Source organism: Bradyrhizobium sp. STM 3566 (assembly GCF_045571445.1).
In the GTDB taxonomy this organism is placed as follows: Bacteria; Pseudomonadota; Alphaproteobacteria; order Rhizobiales; family Xanthobacteraceae; genus Bradyrhizobium; species Bradyrhizobium vignae.
Genome location: NZ_CP120692.1, coordinates 1,429,262 through 1,447,980, shown reverse-complemented (window position 1 = coordinate 1,447,980; position 18,719 = coordinate 1,429,262). Strand labels below are relative to the sequence as shown.

Annotated in this window: 12 protein-coding genes; 6 read left to right on the top strand and 6 right to left on the bottom strand. The window is 65.0% G+C overall.

What is annotated here, in order from left to right; all coding sequences use genetic code 11:
* Positions 1-14: 14 nt before the first annotated feature.
* The 3 genes from P6U27_RS06905 to P6U27_RS06895 all read right to left on the bottom strand — a co-directional run bounded on the left by P6U27_RS06905 (position 15) and on the right by P6U27_RS06895 (position 5,322).
* Positions 15-965, bottom strand: a complete 951-nt coding sequence (locus tag P6U27_RS06905; protein ID WP_162500147.1) for a DUF6492 family protein — start codon at positions 963-965, stop codon at positions 15-17.
* Between the two features lie 99 nt (positions 966-1,064).
* Positions 1,065-1,856 carry a protein-L-isoaspartate O-methyltransferase gene (locus P6U27_RS06900; protein ID WP_122401222.1) on the bottom strand — a complete coding sequence of 264 codons (792 nt, stop codon included), beginning with the start codon at positions 1,854-1,856 and terminating at the stop codon, positions 1,065-1,067.
* A gap of 1 nt (position 1,857) precedes the next feature.
* Entirely contained in the window at positions 1,858-5,322 is a 3,465-nt protein-coding gene (locus P6U27_RS06895) for an AAA family ATPase (RefSeq protein ID WP_122401221.1), read from the bottom strand.
* 135 nt (positions 5,323-5,457) lie between these two features.
* On the opposite strand from P6U27_RS06895, the gene P6U27_RS06890 reads away from it, so the two are divergent.
* From P6U27_RS06890 to P6U27_RS06875, 4 genes are all read left to right on the top strand, one after another.
* A complete protein-coding gene (locus P6U27_RS06890; protein ID WP_407193755.1) occupies positions 5,458-11,952 on the top strand; it encodes an amino acid adenylation domain-containing protein in 6,495 nt (2,164 codons plus the stop codon).
* Positions 11,953-12,041: 89 nt separating this feature from the next.
* Positions 12,042-12,212: a hypothetical protein gene (locus P6U27_RS06885; RefSeq protein ID WP_164937211.1), complete on the top strand. Its 171-nt coding sequence runs from the start codon at positions 12,042-12,044 to the stop codon at positions 12,210-12,212.
* A gap of 245 nt (positions 12,213-12,457) precedes the next feature.
* Positions 12,458-13,189, top strand: a complete 732-nt coding sequence (locus P6U27_RS06880) for a 4'-phosphopantetheinyl transferase superfamily protein (protein WP_122401219.1) — start codon at positions 12,458-12,460, stop codon at positions 13,187-13,189.
* Positions 13,186-14,166, top strand: coding sequence for an LLM class flavin-dependent oxidoreductase (locus P6U27_RS06875; RefSeq protein ID WP_122401218.1), 981 nt, complete (start codon positions 13,186-13,188; stop codon positions 14,164-14,166). The genes P6U27_RS06880 and P6U27_RS06875 overlap by 4 nt, the downstream gene beginning before the upstream one ends.
* Before the next feature lie 97 nt (positions 14,167-14,263).
* On the opposite strand, the gene P6U27_RS06870 is transcribed toward P6U27_RS06875, so the two are convergent.
* From P6U27_RS06870 to P6U27_RS06860, 3 genes are read right to left on the bottom strand one after another with little or no spacing between them, the layout of a single operon-like run.
* Positions 14,264-15,103 (bottom strand): ABC transporter ATP-binding protein, encoded by an 840-nt coding sequence (locus P6U27_RS06870; RefSeq protein ID WP_122401217.1) that lies wholly within the window; start codon positions 15,101-15,103, stop codon positions 14,264-14,266.
* Positions 15,100-15,900, bottom strand: a complete 801-nt coding sequence (locus tag P6U27_RS06865) for an ABC transporter permease (RefSeq protein WP_174221550.1) — start codon at positions 15,898-15,900, stop codon at positions 15,100-15,102. The genes P6U27_RS06870 and P6U27_RS06865 overlap by 4 nt, the downstream gene beginning before the upstream one ends.
* A 4-nt stretch (positions 15,901-15,904) precedes the next feature.
* A complete protein-coding gene (locus tag P6U27_RS06860; RefSeq protein ID WP_407193754.1) occupies positions 15,905-17,302 on the bottom strand; it encodes an ABC transporter substrate-binding protein in 1,398 nt (465 codons plus the stop codon).
* On the opposite strand from P6U27_RS06860, the gene P6U27_RS06855 reads away from it, so the two are divergent.
* Entirely contained in the window at positions 17,289-17,468 is a 180-nt protein-coding gene (locus P6U27_RS06855; protein ID WP_122401214.1) for a hypothetical protein, read from the top strand. The genes P6U27_RS06860 and P6U27_RS06855 overlap by 14 nt on opposite strands.
* 159 nt (positions 17,469-17,627) lie before the next feature.
* The gene (locus P6U27_RS06850) at positions 17,628-18,461 is read left to right on the top strand and encodes a Crp/Fnr family transcriptional regulator (RefSeq protein ID WP_122401213.1); all 834 of its coding nucleotides are present in this window, start codon (positions 17,628-17,630) and stop codon (positions 18,459-18,461) included.
* Positions 18,462-18,719 lie beyond the last annotated feature (258 nt).

Here is an 18,719-nt window from a genome sequence, read left to right as displayed (position 1 = left end):
TTCCGGATCATGCTTTAGCGCGTCTTGGGCACTTCGAACGCGGCCGCGTCTCCCATGTCTTCGGGCGACAGGCTCGGGCTTCGGCGATCGCGCGAGGAGAGACGGAACACGTCGCGGATGTCGTCGATCGAGGTCGACGAATAGGACTGGATGCATAGCGCGACCTGCTCGGGCGAGGCCGTGCGCATCATCGCTTCGATGGCCGGGCGGTCGAGGGGCGTATCGTCCCAGTGCGAGACTGCGAGGCTGTCTTCGGTGATCCGATGTCTCGCCAGATGTTCCGGCGAGGTCGCGACGAAGTTGCCGTAAAGCAGATATTCGGAGAACTTTTTCTTCCGGCACAGCGCCAGAGCCCAGCTCAAGCCCGTCGCCGACTTGATCGCGTCGGTCATCGCACGGGCCGTGTCCTTGTCCCAGACCAGCGCGTTGCCGACATAATCGTCCGCCGGGAACGAGCGCTGCTTGATACCGAGAAGCTGATCGACGGTGCGAAGCCAGAGGCCATGCAACGGGTGATCGGCGCCGATCGCCTCGCGCGTGACGAACAGCGGCGTCTGCTCGGCGCCGGCATACTGGCCGACGTCGAATTCGCGGAAGAACAGATTATCCGAATCCAGGATGCAGACGCGCTGCTCCGGCGCATTGAGGACGCCGGCGATCTTCAGGATCTGCTGGATGTGCCAGCCGTGCACCGGTGACGACAGCAGCGACAGCCAGACGCGGCGCTTGCTCATGAACTGGAGCGCCGGCGGCAGCGCGAACAGCCATTTCGGCAGATAGCGCGAGGCCGGGACGATGACCCGCTTGTCGGAGGCGAACCGCGCGAACAGCGGCACGTCCTCATCGTTGACGAGAACATAATGCCGCGTGTATCCCGTCAGCCAAGTGTCGATGCTCTCGCTGAGCAGCGAAAAACGTTCGATATCCTTGGCGTAGCTGGCAGTCAGCAGTGCAACGGAATGCATGGAACGCGCTCGAATGGCGATCAGACCGCACTCATAGCGACGGCGGGAGCCGCTGGAAACTCACAAACGGAATCAAGGTAAAATGAAATGAAGCATTAACTAATCCGACGGCAGCCCCTGCGCGAGACTGCGAAAGCGCAGCGGTGCCAGGGCTGAGGCCCGCTGCCACCAGTCGGCGACGCGGTCGTCGAGCGCGCTCACACCGCGGCCGTGACCGGGAAAGATCCGGATCTGCTGGATCGCCTCTGCCTCGAAGCCGTTAGCCCTCCGCGTGATCTTGAGGGCGGCACCTTCGCGGTCGCGCTGGGTCAGCGGCACCAGGAGGCGGCCGCGCGGACGGAGCGCCTCAAGCCAGAGTGGGTGCGGGTGCGGGAAGCCGGCATGCACGATGATCACGTCGGCCGGCTTGCCGACGTCCTTGCATCCGTCGCCGTTGACGACCCTGACGTTACCATAGCCGCGCAAGCAGTTCGCCGCTCGCACCGCGAGACGCTCGTCGCATTCGATCGCATGTACGCTGCCCTTTGGACCGACCATCATCGACAGCACGGCCGAGAAATAACCCAGTCCGCAGCCGATCTGCACGACACGGTCCTTCTCCCTGATGTCGAGCATGTCGATGAAATGCGCCCACAGGCTCGGCAGGCCGGTGTCGAGCCTGCGGCGCGCGTCGATCGCGACCAGTACGTTGTCGTAGAGATGAACGGGATCTGCGTTGGGCGTCAGCCGATAGCTGCGCGCCGCCTCGCTCTTGATGCGCCAGGGTCCCCTCGGCAGAAACTCCTCTCGCGGAACGGCGGCAAGCGCGTCGAGCAGGCGCTTTGAGGAAATCCGCTCGCGCCTGGCAATCAACTCCACATAGCGGGCACGCTCGGCGACAAGATCGCTCATGTCACAGATCGGCCTGCTCGCGAATGGGCGCGCCCGCCCCGAGCTCGTTGACGAGCTGCATCGCCTTCTTCAGGTCCGGGGTGTAAAAGCCCTCGCTGAACTTGTTCACGATCGGCACCAGCAGGAGACTTGCGTGCTCGCGTTTGCCGGCTTCATGCGACAGGCGCGCGAGACTGACGGCGGTGCGAAGCTCCCAGGACAGCGCACCCTGCTTGCGTGCGATCTCCAACGACAGGCCGAACAGGTCCTCGGCCTCCTGTACCGAGGCCGGGTCGTGAGCCGACAGCGTGATCTCGCCTTGCAGGCGATAGACCTCGGCAAGGTAGGAGTGATCGCCGGTCCGTTTCGCCGTCGCGAGCGCACCATCGAGCGCGCGCAAGGCGGCATCGCGCATCCCGATCTTGGCATAGGCCTCCGCCAGCAGACAGCGGAACCAGCATCCGGCGAGCCAGGAATCCATCGCCTCGTATTCGTCGAGGCCGAAGCGCATCTGGCTGAGACCTTCGTCGGCCTCGCCAAGCTGCGTCAGCGCCCAGCCGCGCAGGATCGCCGCCTGCTGCTTCCAGTGCAGGAAATTGTGCTCGGTAGCAATGATCATGGCGCGGTTGGCATGGTCGCGCGTGCCCTCGACGTCGCGCAAATGCTGGCAAAGATACGCGCCGAATACGAGTGCGAAGGCGAGGGTGAAGGGGTGACGGATCTTCTCCGCATTCGCGATCGCCTGCTCGCTGTGCTGGCGCGCCGCGTCGGGCCGGCCGAGGAACCACAGGAGGTAGCCGAGATAGGACAGCGAAACGACGCCGGGATCGGTGCCGTGCCGCTCGATCAGATCGGAATGCAGATCGGGGCTGTAGAGATTGATGCAGCGATGCAGATGATGCTGCGAGGCGGCGAAGCGGCCGCGATAGAGCATGGTCATCGCGATCGCGCGGTGAGCCTCGATCAAATAGCCGGTCTGCTGTGCCGGCTGCGCTCGCTCGTTCAGCCGCGCGCGCTTGGCGAACTTCATCAGCTCGACGCTGAGATCGTGCGCGCGCGTGAGATCGGCACGGATGAAATGGCACACCCAGAGCCCGCGGGTCGCAGCAAAGGCCTTTTCGTCGTCCTCGAGCTGCCGACCCAACTCGAGCGCACGGATGTAGTTTTCCTCGACTTCCTGCACCGCATAGCCTTTGGCGGCAATCAGCGCGTTGCCGAGCGCGATCCGCAGCTCGAGCTCCATCTCGTCCGCGCCCTGCATGCGCGCGTTGGCCTGAACGACGCTGAGGCCGCGGCGCAGATGGCCGATCGCCTCCAGATTGGCGCCACTCTTGGCCGCCTGTTTGCCGGCCTTGAGCCAAAAGCTGGCGGCGCCCTCGCTCTGGCCGGATTCGGTCAGGTGATAGGCGAGCAGCTCCGGTTCGCGTTCGGTCTTCTCCGGATACATCTCGGCGAGCACCTGGGCGATGCGGGAATGCAGCTTGCGCCGCTCGCTGTGCAGCAGGCTCGCATGCGCGGCGTTCTGGATCATCACGTGCTTGAAGGAGTAGATCGCGTCCGGCGGATGGCCGCGGCGCATGATCAGTCCCGCCTCCTCCAGATGATTGAGCGCCGCCTCGATCTGCTCGGCCGGCGTATTGGCGACGGCGTGCAGGGTTTCATAGGAAAATTCGCGGCCGATCGTGGCGCCGATCTGCGCGATCCGCTTGAACGGTCCCATCCGGTCGAGCCGCGCCATCAGCGAATCAGTCAGGGTCGCCGGAATTGCGAGCTGCCGCCACTGTCCCGACAACACATAGCGCCCGTGCCGCTCGGTCAGGAGGTTGGATTCGAGAACCGTCTTGGTCAGCTCTTCCAGGAAGAGCGGGACGCCGTCGGTCTTGACGATGATCTCCTCGACGACCTCCTTGGGCAGTTCGCGTCCCGCAACACGCTCGACCAGCGTCGTGCGGAGCTGCCGGCTGAGGCGATTCAGGACCAGGGTGGTGATGTGCGAATGCGCATTCCAGCTCGGCTGGAATTCCGAGCGCGCGGTGATGATGACCAGGATCGCCCGGTTCTGCACCCGATCGACCAGGAGGTCGATCACCTCGCGGGAGGTCGGGTCGATCCAGTGCAGATCCTCGAACGCGATCACCAGCGGCATCTCGCGCGCGAGACCGAGGAAATGGTTCACCAGCGCCGCGACGGTCGCATCCTTCTGCTGCTGCGGCGATAGGTCGAGCGGTGGATACCGGTCTCCGGTCGGTATAGACAGCAGCGCGGCAAACAGCGGCGCGACCTGCTCGATGTCGCCATGCGCGGCGGCGATCGCGTTCTCCAGGCTCGCCAGCGACAGCGCGGAAGCGTCCTCGCGGTCGAGGCCGAGGGAGAATTTGAGCTGCTCGACGAACGGATAGAATGCGGTCGAGGTGTAGTAGGGCGAGCACTGGAACGAGACCTGCGCATGCCGGTCGCCTGATATCCGCTCGAAGATTTCCTGGATGATGCGCGACTTGCCGATGCCGGGCTCGCCGAACTTGACGACGACCTGGCCGTCGCCGTCCTTGGCCTGCTGCCAGCGGCCCATCAACAGCGCAATCTCCTCCTCGCGGTTGACGAGCGGCGTCAGCCGCGCGCCCATCGCGGCGGCGAAGCGGGTCTCCACCCGCGTGGCGCGCACCACGTGCCAGGCCTGCGCCTTCTCCGAGATGCCCTTGAGCGCATGGATACCGAGATTGCGGTAGTCGAATTTCCCCTTCAGCAGCGACTGCGTCGAGGCGGAGATCACGACGCCATTGGGCGGCGCCAGTGCTTGCAGCCGCGCCGCGAGATTGACGGTTTCGCCGACCGCGGAGTCGCGCTCCTCGGTGCCCTGCCCGACGAGGTCGCCGACCACGACGAGGCCGGTCGCAATCCCGATGCGGACAGCGGGTGAATGGCTGAGCGCGCCCCGCGGCTCGACCGCGCGAGCCGTCGACAGCGCCCGCACGATCTCGAGCCCGGCGCGCACCGCACGCTCAGCATCGTCCTCATGTGCGGTCGGATAGCCGAAATAGACCAGGATACCGTCGCCGACGAAACGGGCCGCAAAGCCCTCGTAATGTTTGACCACACGGACGCAGGTTTCGCGAAAGCCCGCGATCATGTCGCGGACGTCTTCCGGATCGAACTGCGCGGAAAGCGAGGTGGAATCCACCATGTCGCAGAACATGGTGGTGAGCTGGCGGCGTTCGGCACCGACCTCCGCGCGTGTTTGCGGACGGACCGCCGCGGTTGGCGCCTTCGCCGTTTCCGCATGAAACAGCGCCGCCATCGCCCGCTGGAGCCGCTTGCGATCGCCGAGCGGCAATCCAAGCTCGACCAGATCGGATTCGGTCAGGTCCCGCATGACGTCGAGATCGAGACGGTGCTGCGCGAAAAGATCGGTGTAGTGCCCGAGGCCGATACCCTCGAGCCAGCGCTTCAGCCCGCTTTCCGATCCCGTGTCCGGCTCATTCTCCAGCATGGTGATTCTGCCCGACCATCACTCCGTCGAAGGGCTTCAGGGTCCCTCAACCACAGATTTTGGACCCAAACTTCACCTCGGACTGGACGCGTTCCCTAGCTTGTTGGAAGAATAGCCTAATCGGATCAAAAGGGAATGGCGTTGTCGGACATTGCATCCGGAGCGGAAGAAGGATCAGCCGGTACGACGGCCGAAACGCAGATATTCGCGCATATCAGCGGCCTTCTCGAATTTTACGCCCGCAAGACACCGGCGGCGCCCGCACTCCTCGCCCCCGGCCGGCCGGTCCTCAGCTATGGCGCGCTGGACGGATCAGTCCGGCAACTGGTCCGTAGCTTGCGTGAGCTCGGCATCGGCCCCGCAGGCCGCATCGCGGTTGCACTGCCGCGCGGCGCCGACAGTGCACTGGCGTTGATCGCGGTCGCCTCGACCTGCGCCTGCGTCCCGGTCAATCCCGACCTGACCGCGGACGAGCTGCAGCGCTATTTCAGCGAATTGAAATTGACGGCGCTCGTGACCCGGGCCGACATGAACTCTGCGAGCCGCGACGTCGCCAGGGCGCTCGATATCGCCGTGATCGATTTCGTGGCGGGGCCGATCGACGATCTCGGTGGCTGCGCGTTCATCGCGCCGACGATCGGGCCGGCGAATGCCAGCGGTGCCGCGCGCGGCGACGACGATGCGTTCATCCTGTTGACGTCGGGCACGGCGGCGCGGCCGAAGATGGTGCCGCTGACCCATCGCAATGTCTGCCTGTCCGCTTACAATGCCGGCCATGTGCTGTCGCTCACGTCGCATGATCGCCTGCTCAACGTCCTCCCTTTGTTTCATGCCCATGGCCTGATTTCCGGTCTCCTCACGGCGCTGGCCGCGGGCTCCAGCGTGATCTGCACCGACGGTTTCGACGCATCCTCCTTCTTTGGCTGGATGCGGGAGCTGCAGCCGACCTGGTACACGGCGGTGCCGACCATTCACCGCGCCCTCTTGACCGCGGCGGAAGCGAACCCGGACCGCGCCCGACCGTCGTCGCTGCGCGTGATCCGCTCGGCCTCGGCCTCCCTCGCGCCTCCGATTCTCCAAGGGCTGGAGGCGACGTTCGGCGTTCCCGTACTCGAGACCTACGGAATGACGGAAGCTGCCTCGCAGATCGCGGCCAACCCGTTCGAGCTGCGCAAGGTCGGATCGGTCGGCCGCGCCGCCGGCCCGGAGATCGCGATCATGGACGAGAGGGGCCGCACGCTCGCGAGCGGCGCGCACGGCGAGATCATGCTGCGCGGTCCGAACATGAGCCGCGGCTACTACAATGACGATGCGGCGACGCAGGCGGCGTTCCGCAACGGCTGGTTCCGGACCGGCGATCTCGGTTATCTCGATGCCGATGGCTATCTCTTCATCGTCGGCCGCATCAAGGACGTCATCAACCGCGGCGGTCAGAAGATCTCGCCGCTGGAGGTGGAAGAGGTCCTGCTCAGCCATCCCGCGGTGCTGGAGGCCGGGGTGTTCGCCGTTCCACACGAAAAGCTCGGCGAGAACGTCGCCGCCGTCGTGGTGTTGCGGCCGAATTCCGAGGCAACCTCCGACCAGTTGCGCCAGTTCGCACGAAAACGGCTTGCCGCCTACAAGATACCCAGCCTGATCCGCAGCGTGCCGGCACTGCCGAAAGGTGCCAGCGGCAAGGTCAAGCGCAATGCGCTAGCCGGCTTGATCGCGGAGACGGCGGATGCCGGCGAGACGCGACTGCCGCGCAACGCGCTGGAGACGCAGCTCGCGGAGATCTGGGCCGGCCTCCTGGAGCTGCCGCAGGTCGGCGTCGACCAGGACGTCTTCGCGCTCGGTGCGGACTCGCTCGCGGTGACTCAGATGCGCTCGCGCCTGCGCGAACGCTACCATGTCGACTTCTCGTTCGAGGACATCTTCGATTGCTCCACGGTCACGGCGCTTGCGAACCGGATCGAGACCGCCGCAAGCCGGCGCGCGACGGCGCTGCCCGCCTGGCGCCACGACGAGGATCCGGATGCGCCGCTGTCGTTCCAGCAGCAGCGGATGTATCTGCTCTCGCGGCTCGACCCGACCCGCTACAATTACAATGTCGTCGAAGTCGCACTCCTCGACGGCGCGGTCGACGTCGCCGCGCTTTCTGCGAGCCTCGCTGCGGTCTGCTCGCGCCATGAGGCGCTGCGCTCGGTCTTCGTCGAACGCCAGGGCGAGCCGGTACAGCTTGTGCTGTCATCACCGCCGCGGGTCGAGCGCATCAAGCTGAAGCCCTGCCCTGCAGAGAAGCGGCCCGCAATTGTTCGGCGCGAGGCCTTCAAGCTCGCGCAACATCCGTTCGACCTTGCCCGCGAGCCACCGCTGAAACTCGCACTGCTGTCGTTCGACAAGAACAGCCATGCGCTGGTGGTCAATGTCCATCACCTCGTCACCGACGGCTGGTCACAGCGGCTGTTCTGGGAAGAGCTCGCCATCCATTACGCAGCGGCGCGCAAGAAGCACCCCGCCGCACTATCTGCGCCTGCCTTCCAGTATCGCGACTTCGCGCTCTGGCAGCAGAGCTGGGCGCGGACGCCGGCGGCGAAGGAGCAGCTCGAGTATTGGAGGGCGCAGCTCGACGGCGTCACCACGCTACCGCTACGGACGGACCGACCACGGCCGCAGGTCTGGAGCGGTCACGGCGCGCGCCACTATCTCGAATTCTCCAAAACGCTGTCGAGCCAGCTGCGCGCGCTGAGCCAGAACCAGGGCGTCACGCCGTTCATGGCGCTGCTCGCCGTCTTCCAGTGCCTGTTGTTCCGCCATACCTCGCATGAGGATGTCGCCACCGGCTCGCTGATCGCCAACCGCAACCAGATCGAGAGCGAGCGCCTGATCGGGCTGTTCGCCAACACTCTGGTCCTGCGCAACGATTTTAGCGGCGATCCGAGCTTCGGCGAGATATTGCGGCGGGTGCGGCAGGTCACGCTGGACGCCTACCGCAACCAGGACCTCCCGATCGAGGAGGTGCTGCGCGCGCTGCAGATCGCACGGAGGAGCGACGGCAATCCGCTGTTCCGGATCATGTTCATCCTCCAGAACGCCTCGATCGAGGCGGCACGCTTCCGGGGGCTGTCGACCCGGCGGCTGGAGGTGGACCCGAAGGTGGCGCGTTTCGACATCACGCTCGAGCTGGTCGAGGCCGACGGCCGTTTCGCCGGCTTCTTCGAATACGCCACCGATCTGTTCGACACCGCGACGATCGAAGGCATGGCCGCCCAGTTCAAGACCCTGCTCAAAGCCGTCGTCGCCAATCCGGAGCAGCGGATCTCGCGCCTGCCGCTCCTGACCGAGGCCGAACGCCGTCGGCTGCTGGCGAAAGGCCGGGGCATGCCGGTCAATTTCACCACACGCGGCAATTTGAGCGAATGCTTCGACCGCCAGGCGAAGAAGACACCGAACGCCGTTGCGGTGTCGGACGGCCGCGCGTCGGTGAGCTATCGCGAACTCGCGCGCCGCAGCCAGGCGGCCGCACGCTGGCTCGCCCGCGAGGGGGTCGGCGCCGAGAGCGTCGTCGCCTTGCTCGCGGAGCGCGGGCCCGACCTGCTGGCCGCAATGATCGCAGTGCAGCGCGTCGGCGCGGCGTTCCTCAATCTCGATCCTGACCAGCCGCCGGCAAGGCTCACGACGATCCTCGGATCGAGCTGCGCCCGCGTGCTGCTGACGCGGCGGGCCCAGTCCGCCATGGTCGAGACCCTGCTCGAGCCGCTGGTCGAGCGCATCCAGGTGGCCGAGCTCGAAGACGTGATCGCACCAGGGACAAGCAAGCCGGCGCGCACGCTGCGGCGCGCCGCCTCCAGCCTCGCCTATCTCGTCTATACGTCCGGCTCCTCCGGTGCGCCGAAGGGCGTCATGGTCGAGCAGCACGGCCTGTCGAACCATCTGGCCTCACTCATCTCCGAGCTCGGCCTCTCCGCCAGGGACGTGATCGCGCAGACCGCACCGCAGAGCTTCGTCATCTCGGTCTGGCAGTTCCTCGCCGGGCCCATGGTGGGCGCGCGCGTCCATGTCTGCGGCAACGCGATCGTGCAGGACGCGATCCTGCTGGCGCGGGAGATCGAGCGCGAGGGCATCACGGTGCTCGAGATCGTGCCTTCGCTGCTGCGCATCATTCTCGATCGCATGGACGAGGTGCAGGTGCAGCGCGCCTTCGCAAGGTTGCGGCTGCTGATCTCGACCGGAGAGCCGTTGCCCGTTGATCTCTGCCGCGCCTGGTTCGCGCGCTGTCCGAGAGTGCCGCTGATCAATGCCTATGGTGCATCGGAATGCTCCGACGACGTCTCCCTGCATCGCCTGACCAAGGCGCCGGCGATCGCGGCGACCAACGTTCCGATCGGCGCGCCGCTGCCGAACACCCAGCTCTACGTGCTCGACGCAAGCCTTCAGCCGCAACCGATCGGCGTGACCGGCGAGCTCTGCATCGGCGGCGCCGGAGTCGGCCGCGGCTACGTCAATGACCCCGCGCAAAGCCGGCAGCGCTTTCTGCCGGATCCGTTCGCGCGCCAGGCCGGCGGCCGGCTCTACCGGACGGGTGATCTTGCCCGCCGCCGCGCCGACGGGACGATCGAATGCCTCGGCCGCGCCGACCATCAGGTCAAGGTCCGCGGCTACCGTATCGAGCTCAAGGAGATCGAGAACGCGCTGGCCGAGCATCCAAACGTGCGCGCCGGCATCGTCGAGCCGCGCCGGGAGGCGAGCGGCGATATCAGGCTGATCGCCCATATCGTCGCCGAGCCCGGTAGCCGGAGCAGCGCCAGCGAGCTGCGCGAGTTCCTGAAAGGCAGGCTGCCGGCCCACGCCATCCCGTCCGCCTTCCTGTTCCTGGATCGGGTGCCGCTCAACGCCCATGGAAAAATCGACCGCTCCGCGCTGCTGGCGCCCGCTCAGCCGGAAACGTCCGGGCCGGACTTGCCCGTGGCGGCGCGGCGCTTCACCGAAAAGGTGCTCTCCGACATCTGGATCGACTTGCTGAAGGTCGAAGACCTCGGTGTCACCGACAATTTCTTCGACCTCGGTGGCCATTCGCTGCTGGCTGGCCAGGCGATGGCGCGCATTGCCCGCGCGCTCGGCGCGTCGCTGCCGATCAAGACCATCTTCGAGGCGCCGACGATCGAAGAGTTGGCTCGGCGGGTCGACGAGGCCGTGGCGGCGAAGCCGCACAAGCCTGCCGCAAGCGTGCCGCGATTAGCTGCAAGCGGGCCTCCCGTTCTTTCCATCGCGCAGGACCAGATGCTGCGGATCGAGCGGAATCTGCCGGGGCTACCCCTGTTCAACCTGCCCTTCGCCTTCCGTCTCCAGGGCCCGCTCGATCCGGCCGCCCTGGCGCAGGCGATCGATGACGTCGTGCGCCGGCACGAATCGCTGCGGACGGCGTTCGGCTGGAAGGGCGAGGCGCCCGAAAGCCGCATCGCCGCGCTGCGCACCCTCGGCCGAATCGTGACGGTCGAGACGATCGGCGACGGTCATCCTCATAACAACAAGCGGCGCAAGGCCCTGGAGCTCAGGAAGATCAATCTCCTGATCCAGCGGGAGACCTACGTCCCGATCGACATCACGCGTGCGCCGCTGTTGCGCGCCCGCTTGTTGCGGCTCCACGACGACGATCACGTGCTGCTGCTGACGCTGCATCACGCCGTTGTCGACGGCTGGTCCATCGGCGTGCTGTTCGAGGAATTGTCGAGCCGCTATGCGGCGCTGGCCGGATATCCGTCGGTGCCGCTAAAGAGCCCCCCGCCGGCCTTTTCGGCCGTCGCACGCTGGCAGCGCTGGTGGTGCGACACCGACGCCGCACGCCGCCAGGCTGCCGACTGGACGGAGAATTTACGCGGAGCGGGTCTCCTTTTTGACCGCGAATCAAGGCCGGGCCCATCCACAGGGCACCATCCGATCAACCTCGAGCGTGAGCTGATCGGCCGGCTCACGGCGTTCGCCGGCCGGCACAATTGCACGCTGTTCATGTGCCTGCTCACAGGTCTCAAGGCCCTGCTGCTGGCCCGGACCGGCCGCACCGACATCGTGGTCGCGACCGCCATGGCCAATCGTGCCCAGCCGGACACCGACCGAATCATCGGCCCGTTCGAGAACACGGTGATCGTCCGCACGACGATCACGCCGGATCTGTCGTTCGCGCAGGCCTTGGCGCGGATTCGCCAGAGCGTGCTCGACGCGCATGCGCGGCAGGAGCTGCCGTTCAATATCCTGGCCGATCATCTGGAGCGCGAGGGGATCGATCCGGCCTCGCTGCTCCAGGTCTATTTCACGCTGCAGAATCCGCTGCGCCAGCCGCTCGATCTTCCGGATCTCGCGACAGCATCGATCGGCAACGTCGCGCGCGAGGGCCAGCCGGTGCTGCCGATCGACCAGACCTGGCTGTCGCTGATGCTCAAGGAGCGCCCGACCGGCATCACAGGCTCGTGCAATTACAAGCGCGAGTTGCTCGAGGGCCGAATGGTCGGCGAGTGGATGGAGGATCTCGTCGCGCTGCTGACGGCGGCGGTCGCCCAACCCAATGCGCCGCTCGGCCGGTTACTCGCGCGCAGGGCGGCCTTAAGCGCGTTACATCCGGACGAGTACGGATTCACGCGCCAAAGCTGCGAATGATCAAGTTGCGTCTTGATTATTTGGCGTCACCGCGCAAGATTATTCCCGCGTTTTGATTTGGACGATTATTTTCAACCGGGGGAGTGTTTATGGGTTTCATCAAATTTACCAAGGGCACCTCGCTGAGCGACAAGGATCGCAAGGCCCTGCAGAAGTTGCTGACTGAAGAGAAGAAGAGGCTCCAGTCCGCGCTGAAGGACGTCGACGCCAGCCTTTCGATGCTGGGCGCGGCGAAGAAGGCCAAGAAGAAGAAAAAGTAAGACTAGTCGGCAGGGACGCCGCACGAATCTTCAGGCTTCATTTTTCGGCCTCCGGTTTTCAAATTGGGCCGCTCGCTTATCGAGTTGGGGTCTCGGACAAGCTTGCGCCTGTAAACCGGTCTGCAAATCGACAAGAATTCGCCTGGGTGGGCCGTTAGGAAAGGTCCTCTTCGTGGATTCTTGCTCAGCTGACTCTTCCGTCAGGACCGGGGCCTTGACCTCGCCTGACGCCATGGGCCCAATTGATGGCAGACGACAGAATCGAACTCTTTGTCGGGCTGATCGAGACCATTGACGCGCCGGGCGCAGTCGAGGCGTGCCGACGCCTGCTCTCGATCGACGAACGGGCCCGGGCCGATCGCTTCATGTTCGAGCGGCATCGGCGGCAATACATCTTCGCGCATGCCATGCTGCGCCTGGCGCTGTCGCAGGTCGCCTCCAACGTCGCGCCCTCCGACTGGTCGTTTGGCGCGGGCCGTTATGGGCGCCCCTTCGTCGCAGCGCCCGTCACCTCGACAGCGCTGCATTTCAGCCTGTCACATGCCGACGGCTGCGTCGCCTGCGTGGTGTCGCGGCATGAGGCCGTCGGGATCGACGTCGAAACCGTGTCGCGGCGTGTCGCGCCGCTTTCTACCGCGCATCGCTTCTTTGCACCGGAGGAGGTCGAAACGCTGCTCGGACTGCCGGAGCCGGCGGCGATCGAGCGCTTCTTCGACTATTGGACGCTCAAGGAGGCCTATCTGAAGGCCAGAGGCTTCGGGCTCAATTTGCCGCTCGATGCCTTCGCGATGCAGGTGTCGCGCGAGGCCATCGAGATCAGCTTCAAGCCCGGCATTGCCGACGATCCGGACGGCTGGCGCTTCTCGCTGTGCTCGCCATCGCCCTCGCACCGCCTCGCGATCGCCGATGGCTCCCGTGCTGATGGCGGCCTTCCCATCAGCCGCCATGCCTGGCCGCTCCAGGAAACGGCCGAATGACGCCGTCGCGGCTGCGCGTCTTTGCCGCGATTTCACGCAACCGCGATCCCAAGACCCATGTCGGCGAGCTGATGCGGGTGGCGCAGTTCGCCGGCCGCAACGGCTTCGAAGGCATCCTGCTGTTCGAAGGCAACGACGTGTTCGTCGAACCCTGGGCGATGGCCCAGCACATCATGGCAGAGACGACGCGATCTTCGCCGTTGATCGCCGTCAATCCGGTCTACATGCACCCGTTCACGGCGGCGAAATTCGTCTCGTCCTTCGCACAGCTCTACCGCCGCAAGGTCTATCTCAACATGATCACGGGGACGGCGGTCAGCGACCTGCAGGGCCTCGGCGACGACCAGTCGCATGCCGATCGCTACGTTCGGCTCGGTGAATTCGTCGCGCTGATGCGCCAGTTGCTGGCAAGCCCGCGGCCGGTGAATTTCGATGGGCAATTCTATCGCGCCCGCAATCTGCAACTTCGCCCGCGCCTGCCCGCGGAGCTTATGCCGGAATTCTTGATCGCCGGCCAGTCGGACGCGGCGCAGCGCGTGGCCAAGGAGACCGGCTGCATCAAGATGCAGATGCTGCCGCCCGATCTCGATCGCGGCCTCGACGCGGCTGGGATGAACTTCGGCATTTTCGCGCGCGCGGGACGCGAGGAGGCACGACAGGCGGCAAGGGCGCGCTTTCGCGACAGTGTCGATGATCGCGAACTGCTCGCGCTCACCGTGGAGAGCAGCGATTCCGTGTGGAAGCGGCGGCTCTACGAGGAGCAAAGTGGTGAGCTTCACGATAACGGCTATTGGCTGCTGCCGTTCCTCACCTTCCAGGCCGACTGCCCCTATCTCGTCGGCAGCTACGAGGAGATCGGTGCAAAGCTGAAGGAATTTGCGGCGAAGGGCCTGACCACTGTTATGCTCGACATGGTAGCGGACGAAGCCGAGATGCAGCACGTTTGCAAGGCGCTCGCTGCGAGCGGGATGCTCTAAAGCATGATCCGGAAAAGTGCGAAGCGGTTTTCCGGAAAGATCATGCGCAAACAACAAGCTAAAGCGCGATGACGATTCATCCAAATCTCATCGCGCTTTAGGACCGCACGCCGAGCGGGCTCAGTCGCGCCAGCGGCTCGGAGCCTTCCGGCCGGCGCAGCAGCTGCATGACATGCCGCTTCAGCCGCACGAACTCGGGTTCGGTCACGAGATCGTGGCTGCGCGGCCGTGCGAAGGTCAGGACGACGTCCTCGATGACACGGCCGGGTCTTGCGCTCATCACGACGATGCGATCGGCGAGGAAGAGGGCCTCGTCGATGTCGTGGGTGACGAAGACCGTGGTCGTCGGGATTTTGCTCCAGATGTCGAGCAGCACCGCCTGCATCATGCCGCGCGTCTGCGCATCGAGCGCGCTGAAGGGTTCGTCCATCAGCAGCACCCGCGGCTGGTTGATCAGGACCCGCGCGATCTCGACGCGTTGCTGCATGCCGCCCGACAATTGCGCAGGGTAAAACGTCTCGAAGCCGGAAAGGCCGACCAGCTTGATGATGGCGTCGGCGGCACGGTCGCGTTCCTTCTTCGAAAGGCCACGCATCTTCGGGCCGAAGGCGACATTGTCGCGCACCCGCTTCCAGGGAAACAGCGTGTGCTGCTGGAACACCATACCCCGGTCCGGGCTCGGCCCCTGGATCGGCTGCCCGTCGACGGTCAGCTGCCCCGCCGTGACCGGCAGATGCCCGGCCAGCGCGCCGAGCAGCGTGGACTTGCCGCAGCCGGAGGGACCGAGAATGCAGACGAACTCGCCCGGCGCAATGGAGAAATCGAGGCCGCTCACGGCCTCGATTGCCTCGGCGCCGAAGCCGAGCGCAATCGAGACGCCGGCGATGTCGATGCGACCGACGCTCTTGGTGCCGATATCCGCCACCCGGATGTTCATCGCGCCACCTTCGGGCTGCGCCAGGGCATCAGAAGCCGGCCGGCGGTCGTCAGCAGCCAGCTGGAGCCCATGCCGAGCAGGCCGATGACCAGCATACCGACGATGATGTCGGCGTAGTTCTGGAGCGTGTAGGCTTCCCAGGTGTAGTAGCCGATGCCGAACTGACCCGAGATCATCTCCGCGGTGACGAGACAGAACCACGAGGTACCCATACCGATCGCAAGGCCCGTGACGATGCTGGGCGCGGCGTCCGGCAGCACGACCTCTCGCAGGATCGCGAGCTCCCCCGCACCGAGGCTGCGGGCGGAGGCGAGAAGCCGACGGTCGACATTCGCAACGCCATGGACGGTGTTCAGCACGATCGGAAACAAGGCGCCGATGAAGGTGATGTAGATCATCGACAGTTCGGACGACGGGAAGATCAGGATCGACAGCGGAATCCACGCCACCGCCGGAATCGGCCGCAGCAATTCGAGCGGCGGCAGCAAGAGGTCGGTCGTGGCGCGCGACCGGCCGATCGCGAAACCGAAGATCACACCGAGCACCACCGCCGCTCCGTAACCTGCGAACACGCGCCAGAGGCTGCTGGTGATATGGGGCACCAGTTTCGGCGACCGAAACAAAGCGAGTGCGGATTGCACGACCTCGAGCGGCGGCGGCACGTTGCGGAAGGTGACGATCCCGAGATTGAGATGCGTCGCGGACGCGACCTGCCACAGCGCGATGCAGGCGAGAATCGAAAGGCCGCGGACCACCCAGCGGATGGCCGCAGGCCGCGCCTGGATAGCGGCGGTCATGGCCTCACCGGCTCGCAACGAGCGACTCGCGCGCGGCCGCGAAGTCGAGCACCGCACCGCCATGTTGCTTCGACCAGCGCTCGGCCGCATCCTTGAGCAGGAACGCGCTCAGCTCGCCGCTCCACGACCGCACGAACCAGGCTTGGTTTGCGAACAGCTTGATGCCGCTCTCGCGGTCCTGGGCATAGACGACGCGGATGGTCTTGCCGTCCTTCTCGATGCCGGCCAGCGGCTTGAGCGCGTTCTCGGGCGAGGCGTAGTGACGCACATGAGCCTCGTCCCGGACCCAGATCTGCGCGACACGACTGAAGTCGGTGATTTCGGCTCCCGTCACTGCATCTTTGGCCCTGAGCGGGAGCTGCGCATAGTTCTTCAGCTCCGCGTCATAGTCACGGCCCGCCTGCGCGGCCGCGATGCGGATGAACTTGTCTGTGACGAACTGGTTGATGTCGAGATCGCTGTCGGCGCGCTTGAGCAGCTTCAGCGTCTTGATCGAGGTCGCGACCGCCTGCCGGTATTCCGCCTTCCAAGTCACGTCGCGGGTCTGAAGGCCGAGCGGGCCGTGAAAGAGGTAGTCGACCTCGGCCTCGATGCCCGTCACCTTCGCGATCAGCTCGCTGTATTTCTCGGGCTCCTCCGCGATCAGGCGATCCGCTTCGAGCGCGGCGCGCAAATAGGCGACGACGATTTCCGGATATTTTTCGGCATACTCGGCATCGACCAGCCCACCGTGGAATGTCGGAGCATTTGCCTGTGCACCGTCGAAGATCTTCCGCGCAAAGCCGCGCCACGGGAACAGCTCCGCGAACGGGACGAAGTCCGCATGCGCCTCGATCTTGCCGGCCTGCAAGGCAGGTCCCGCAATCTCGGGCGCCTGCGTGATGATATTGACGTCGGTCTCGGGGTTCCAGCCCTTGGCTTCGATGGCACGGAGCAGCATGCCGTGCGAGGTCGAGGCAAAGGGAACGGAGATTGTCTTGCCCTTGAGCTCGCTGAGCGACTGCACCGGCGAATTCGAGGGCACCACGATGCCGTTACCGCTGCCCTTGGTGCTACCGGACAAGACGCTGATGAACAGGCTGCGGCGTCCTGCCTTCTGGAACGCAACGCCGTTGAGCGAACCCGGAAAATCCGCCATCGCTCCGAAGTCGAGCTTGCCCGCGACCATCTCGTTGGTGAGCGGTGCGCCGCTGGTAAAGTTCTTCCACTGGATGTCGTAGGTGACGTCCTTGTACTTGCCGTCGCGAGGCAGGAACTGCTCCAGCAGTTTGAGCTCGCGGATAAGCAGCCCGCCGGTCGCGCAGTTGATGGTCGTATCCTGCGTTCCGATCGCCACGCGGATGGTCTCCGCCTGTGACGGTCCGAACATCGCGATTGTCAAAGCCAAGATGGCCGCACTCATTCTCAAAGAGCTGAAATCGATCATCGAACTGTCCTCGGAGACCGGCGATGCCGGCGACAATGCCAGCCTGCACTATCGAAGTCGCGGCGAACCGCTTGAAGCAATTACTTGCATCGCCATCGTGAACTGCGCGCATCGTGAATCCCGCGCGCGATGGCGTGAATGATTTTCTCAGGACCGCGTTCCCGACAGAGGAATCATTCCGCCGTCGATCGCCGCACATATCAAGCTTTGCTAAGTGATTTGGAACGATCGCAAAGAGATGGACATCGCACCACCGCCGCTCTTACCTATTCGCGAGACATCTGAGAGCTGACGGATTGCGATGACCATTCTCAAGGAAGCTGCCGCGACAGAGCCTGGCGCTTTTGTTGATCGGCCGGGCGTTACGTTCGACTGGCCCGCCCGCGAGACCGCGCGTCGAACCCGCGACACGCGCGCGAAGACCGCGAGCTCGGCACTGTTCATGAGCGAGACGATCGACGGGCTCAACGCGGGGGCGCATTTCCTCGATCGCCTGTCCACATTCGAGCAGGCCCGCGTGCATGCGGCCGGGCGCACCGTCACTGTGCCGCAGGGCGAGATGGTGTTCAGCCAGGGCGACGGCCACGAAGGCATCTTCATCATTCGCCGCGGGCAGGTTCGGGTCTACTACACGGCGCCGTCGGGCCGCGAGATCACGCTCGCCTACTGGACGCCGGGACATTTCATCGGCGGTCCGGAGATTTCCGGTGGCGGCATTCACATGTGGTCCGGCATCGCCATCGAGGCGTGCGAGATGACGGCACTCTCCGGTCCCGCGCTCGAGAAGCTGCTCAAGGGCATGCCGAGCTTCGCGCTGGCGCTGATCGACGGCCTCATCGCCAAGGGCAAGTGCTATTCCTCGATGGCGCAGATCCTCGGCACGCGCTCGGTGATCGAGCGGCTGGCGCAGTTCCTGCTCACGCTGTCAGAGCTGCACGGTGTGGCCGACGGCGACACCATCGTCATCAACCGCAAGATCACTCATGACCAGATCGCGGCCATGGTCGGCTCGACCCGGCAATGGGTGACGATGATGATGAAGCGCTTCCAAAACCGCCGCATCATCGCCATCGACGGCAGCTCCATCCGGATCAGGCGGATCGATCTGCTGGAGCAGATCTTGTTCAAGCATTGAGGTGGGCCGATCGACGCTCCGGGGCCGCATTTCTCCTCCCTCTCCCCGTTCTTACGGGGAGAAACGAAGAACGCGCATCACCGCGCCTCTTCGAATCCGGCCAGCACGGAAGTCAAATTCGCGCCGAGGATATTCGAGAGATAACCGCCTTCCGTGGTCGCAGGTTCGCTTGACGTGCCACGAAAGTCTTGATCTCCGCGGCCGCGAGATGCAAGCAAGAATGCCGCATCCGTGCGCGCGGCTCTGCATCGGAAGCAG

Excerpts from the sequence above, each read along its gene's own strand:
- P6U27_RS06905 (WP_162500147.1), bottom strand. The coding sequence starts at position 965 with ATGCATTCCGTTGCACTGCTGACTGCCAGCTACGCCAAGGATATCGAA.
- P6U27_RS06900 (WP_122401222.1), bottom strand. The coding sequence starts at position 1,856 with ATGAGCGATCTTGTCGCCGAGCGTGCCCGCTATGTGGAGTTGATTGCC.
- P6U27_RS06895 (WP_122401221.1), bottom strand. The coding sequence starts at position 5,322 with ATGCTGGAGAATGAGCCGGACACGGGATCGGAAAGCGGGCTGAAGCGC.
- P6U27_RS06890 (WP_407193755.1), top strand. The coding sequence starts at position 5,458 with ATGGCGTTGTCGGACATTGCATCCGGAGCGGAAGAAGGATCAGCCGGT.
- P6U27_RS06885 (WP_164937211.1), top strand. The coding sequence starts at position 12,042 with ATGGGTTTCATCAAATTTACCAAGGGCACCTCGCTGAGCGACAAGGAT.
- P6U27_RS06880 (WP_122401219.1), top strand. The coding sequence starts at position 12,458 with ATGGCAGACGACAGAATCGAACTCTTTGTCGGGCTGATCGAGACCATT.
- P6U27_RS06875 (WP_122401218.1), top strand. The coding sequence starts at position 13,186 with ATGACGCCGTCGCGGCTGCGCGTCTTTGCCGCGATTTCACGCAACCGC.
- P6U27_RS06870 (WP_122401217.1), bottom strand. The coding sequence starts at position 15,103 with ATGAACATCCGGGTGGCGGATATCGGCACCAAGAGCGTCGGTCGCATC.
- P6U27_RS06865 (WP_174221550.1), bottom strand. The coding sequence starts at position 15,900 with ATGACCGCCGCTATCCAGGCGCGGCCTGCGGCCATCCGCTGGGTGGTC.
- P6U27_RS06855 (WP_122401214.1), top strand. The coding sequence starts at position 17,289 with ATGGCCGCACTCATTCTCAAAGAGCTGAAATCGATCATCGAACTGTCC.
- P6U27_RS06860 (WP_407193754.1), bottom strand. The coding sequence starts at position 17,302 with ATGAGTGCGGCCATCTTGGCTTTGACAATCGCGATGTTCGGACCGTCA.
- P6U27_RS06850 (WP_122401213.1), top strand. The coding sequence starts at position 17,628 with ATGACCATTCTCAAGGAAGCTGCCGCGACAGAGCCTGGCGCTTTTGTT.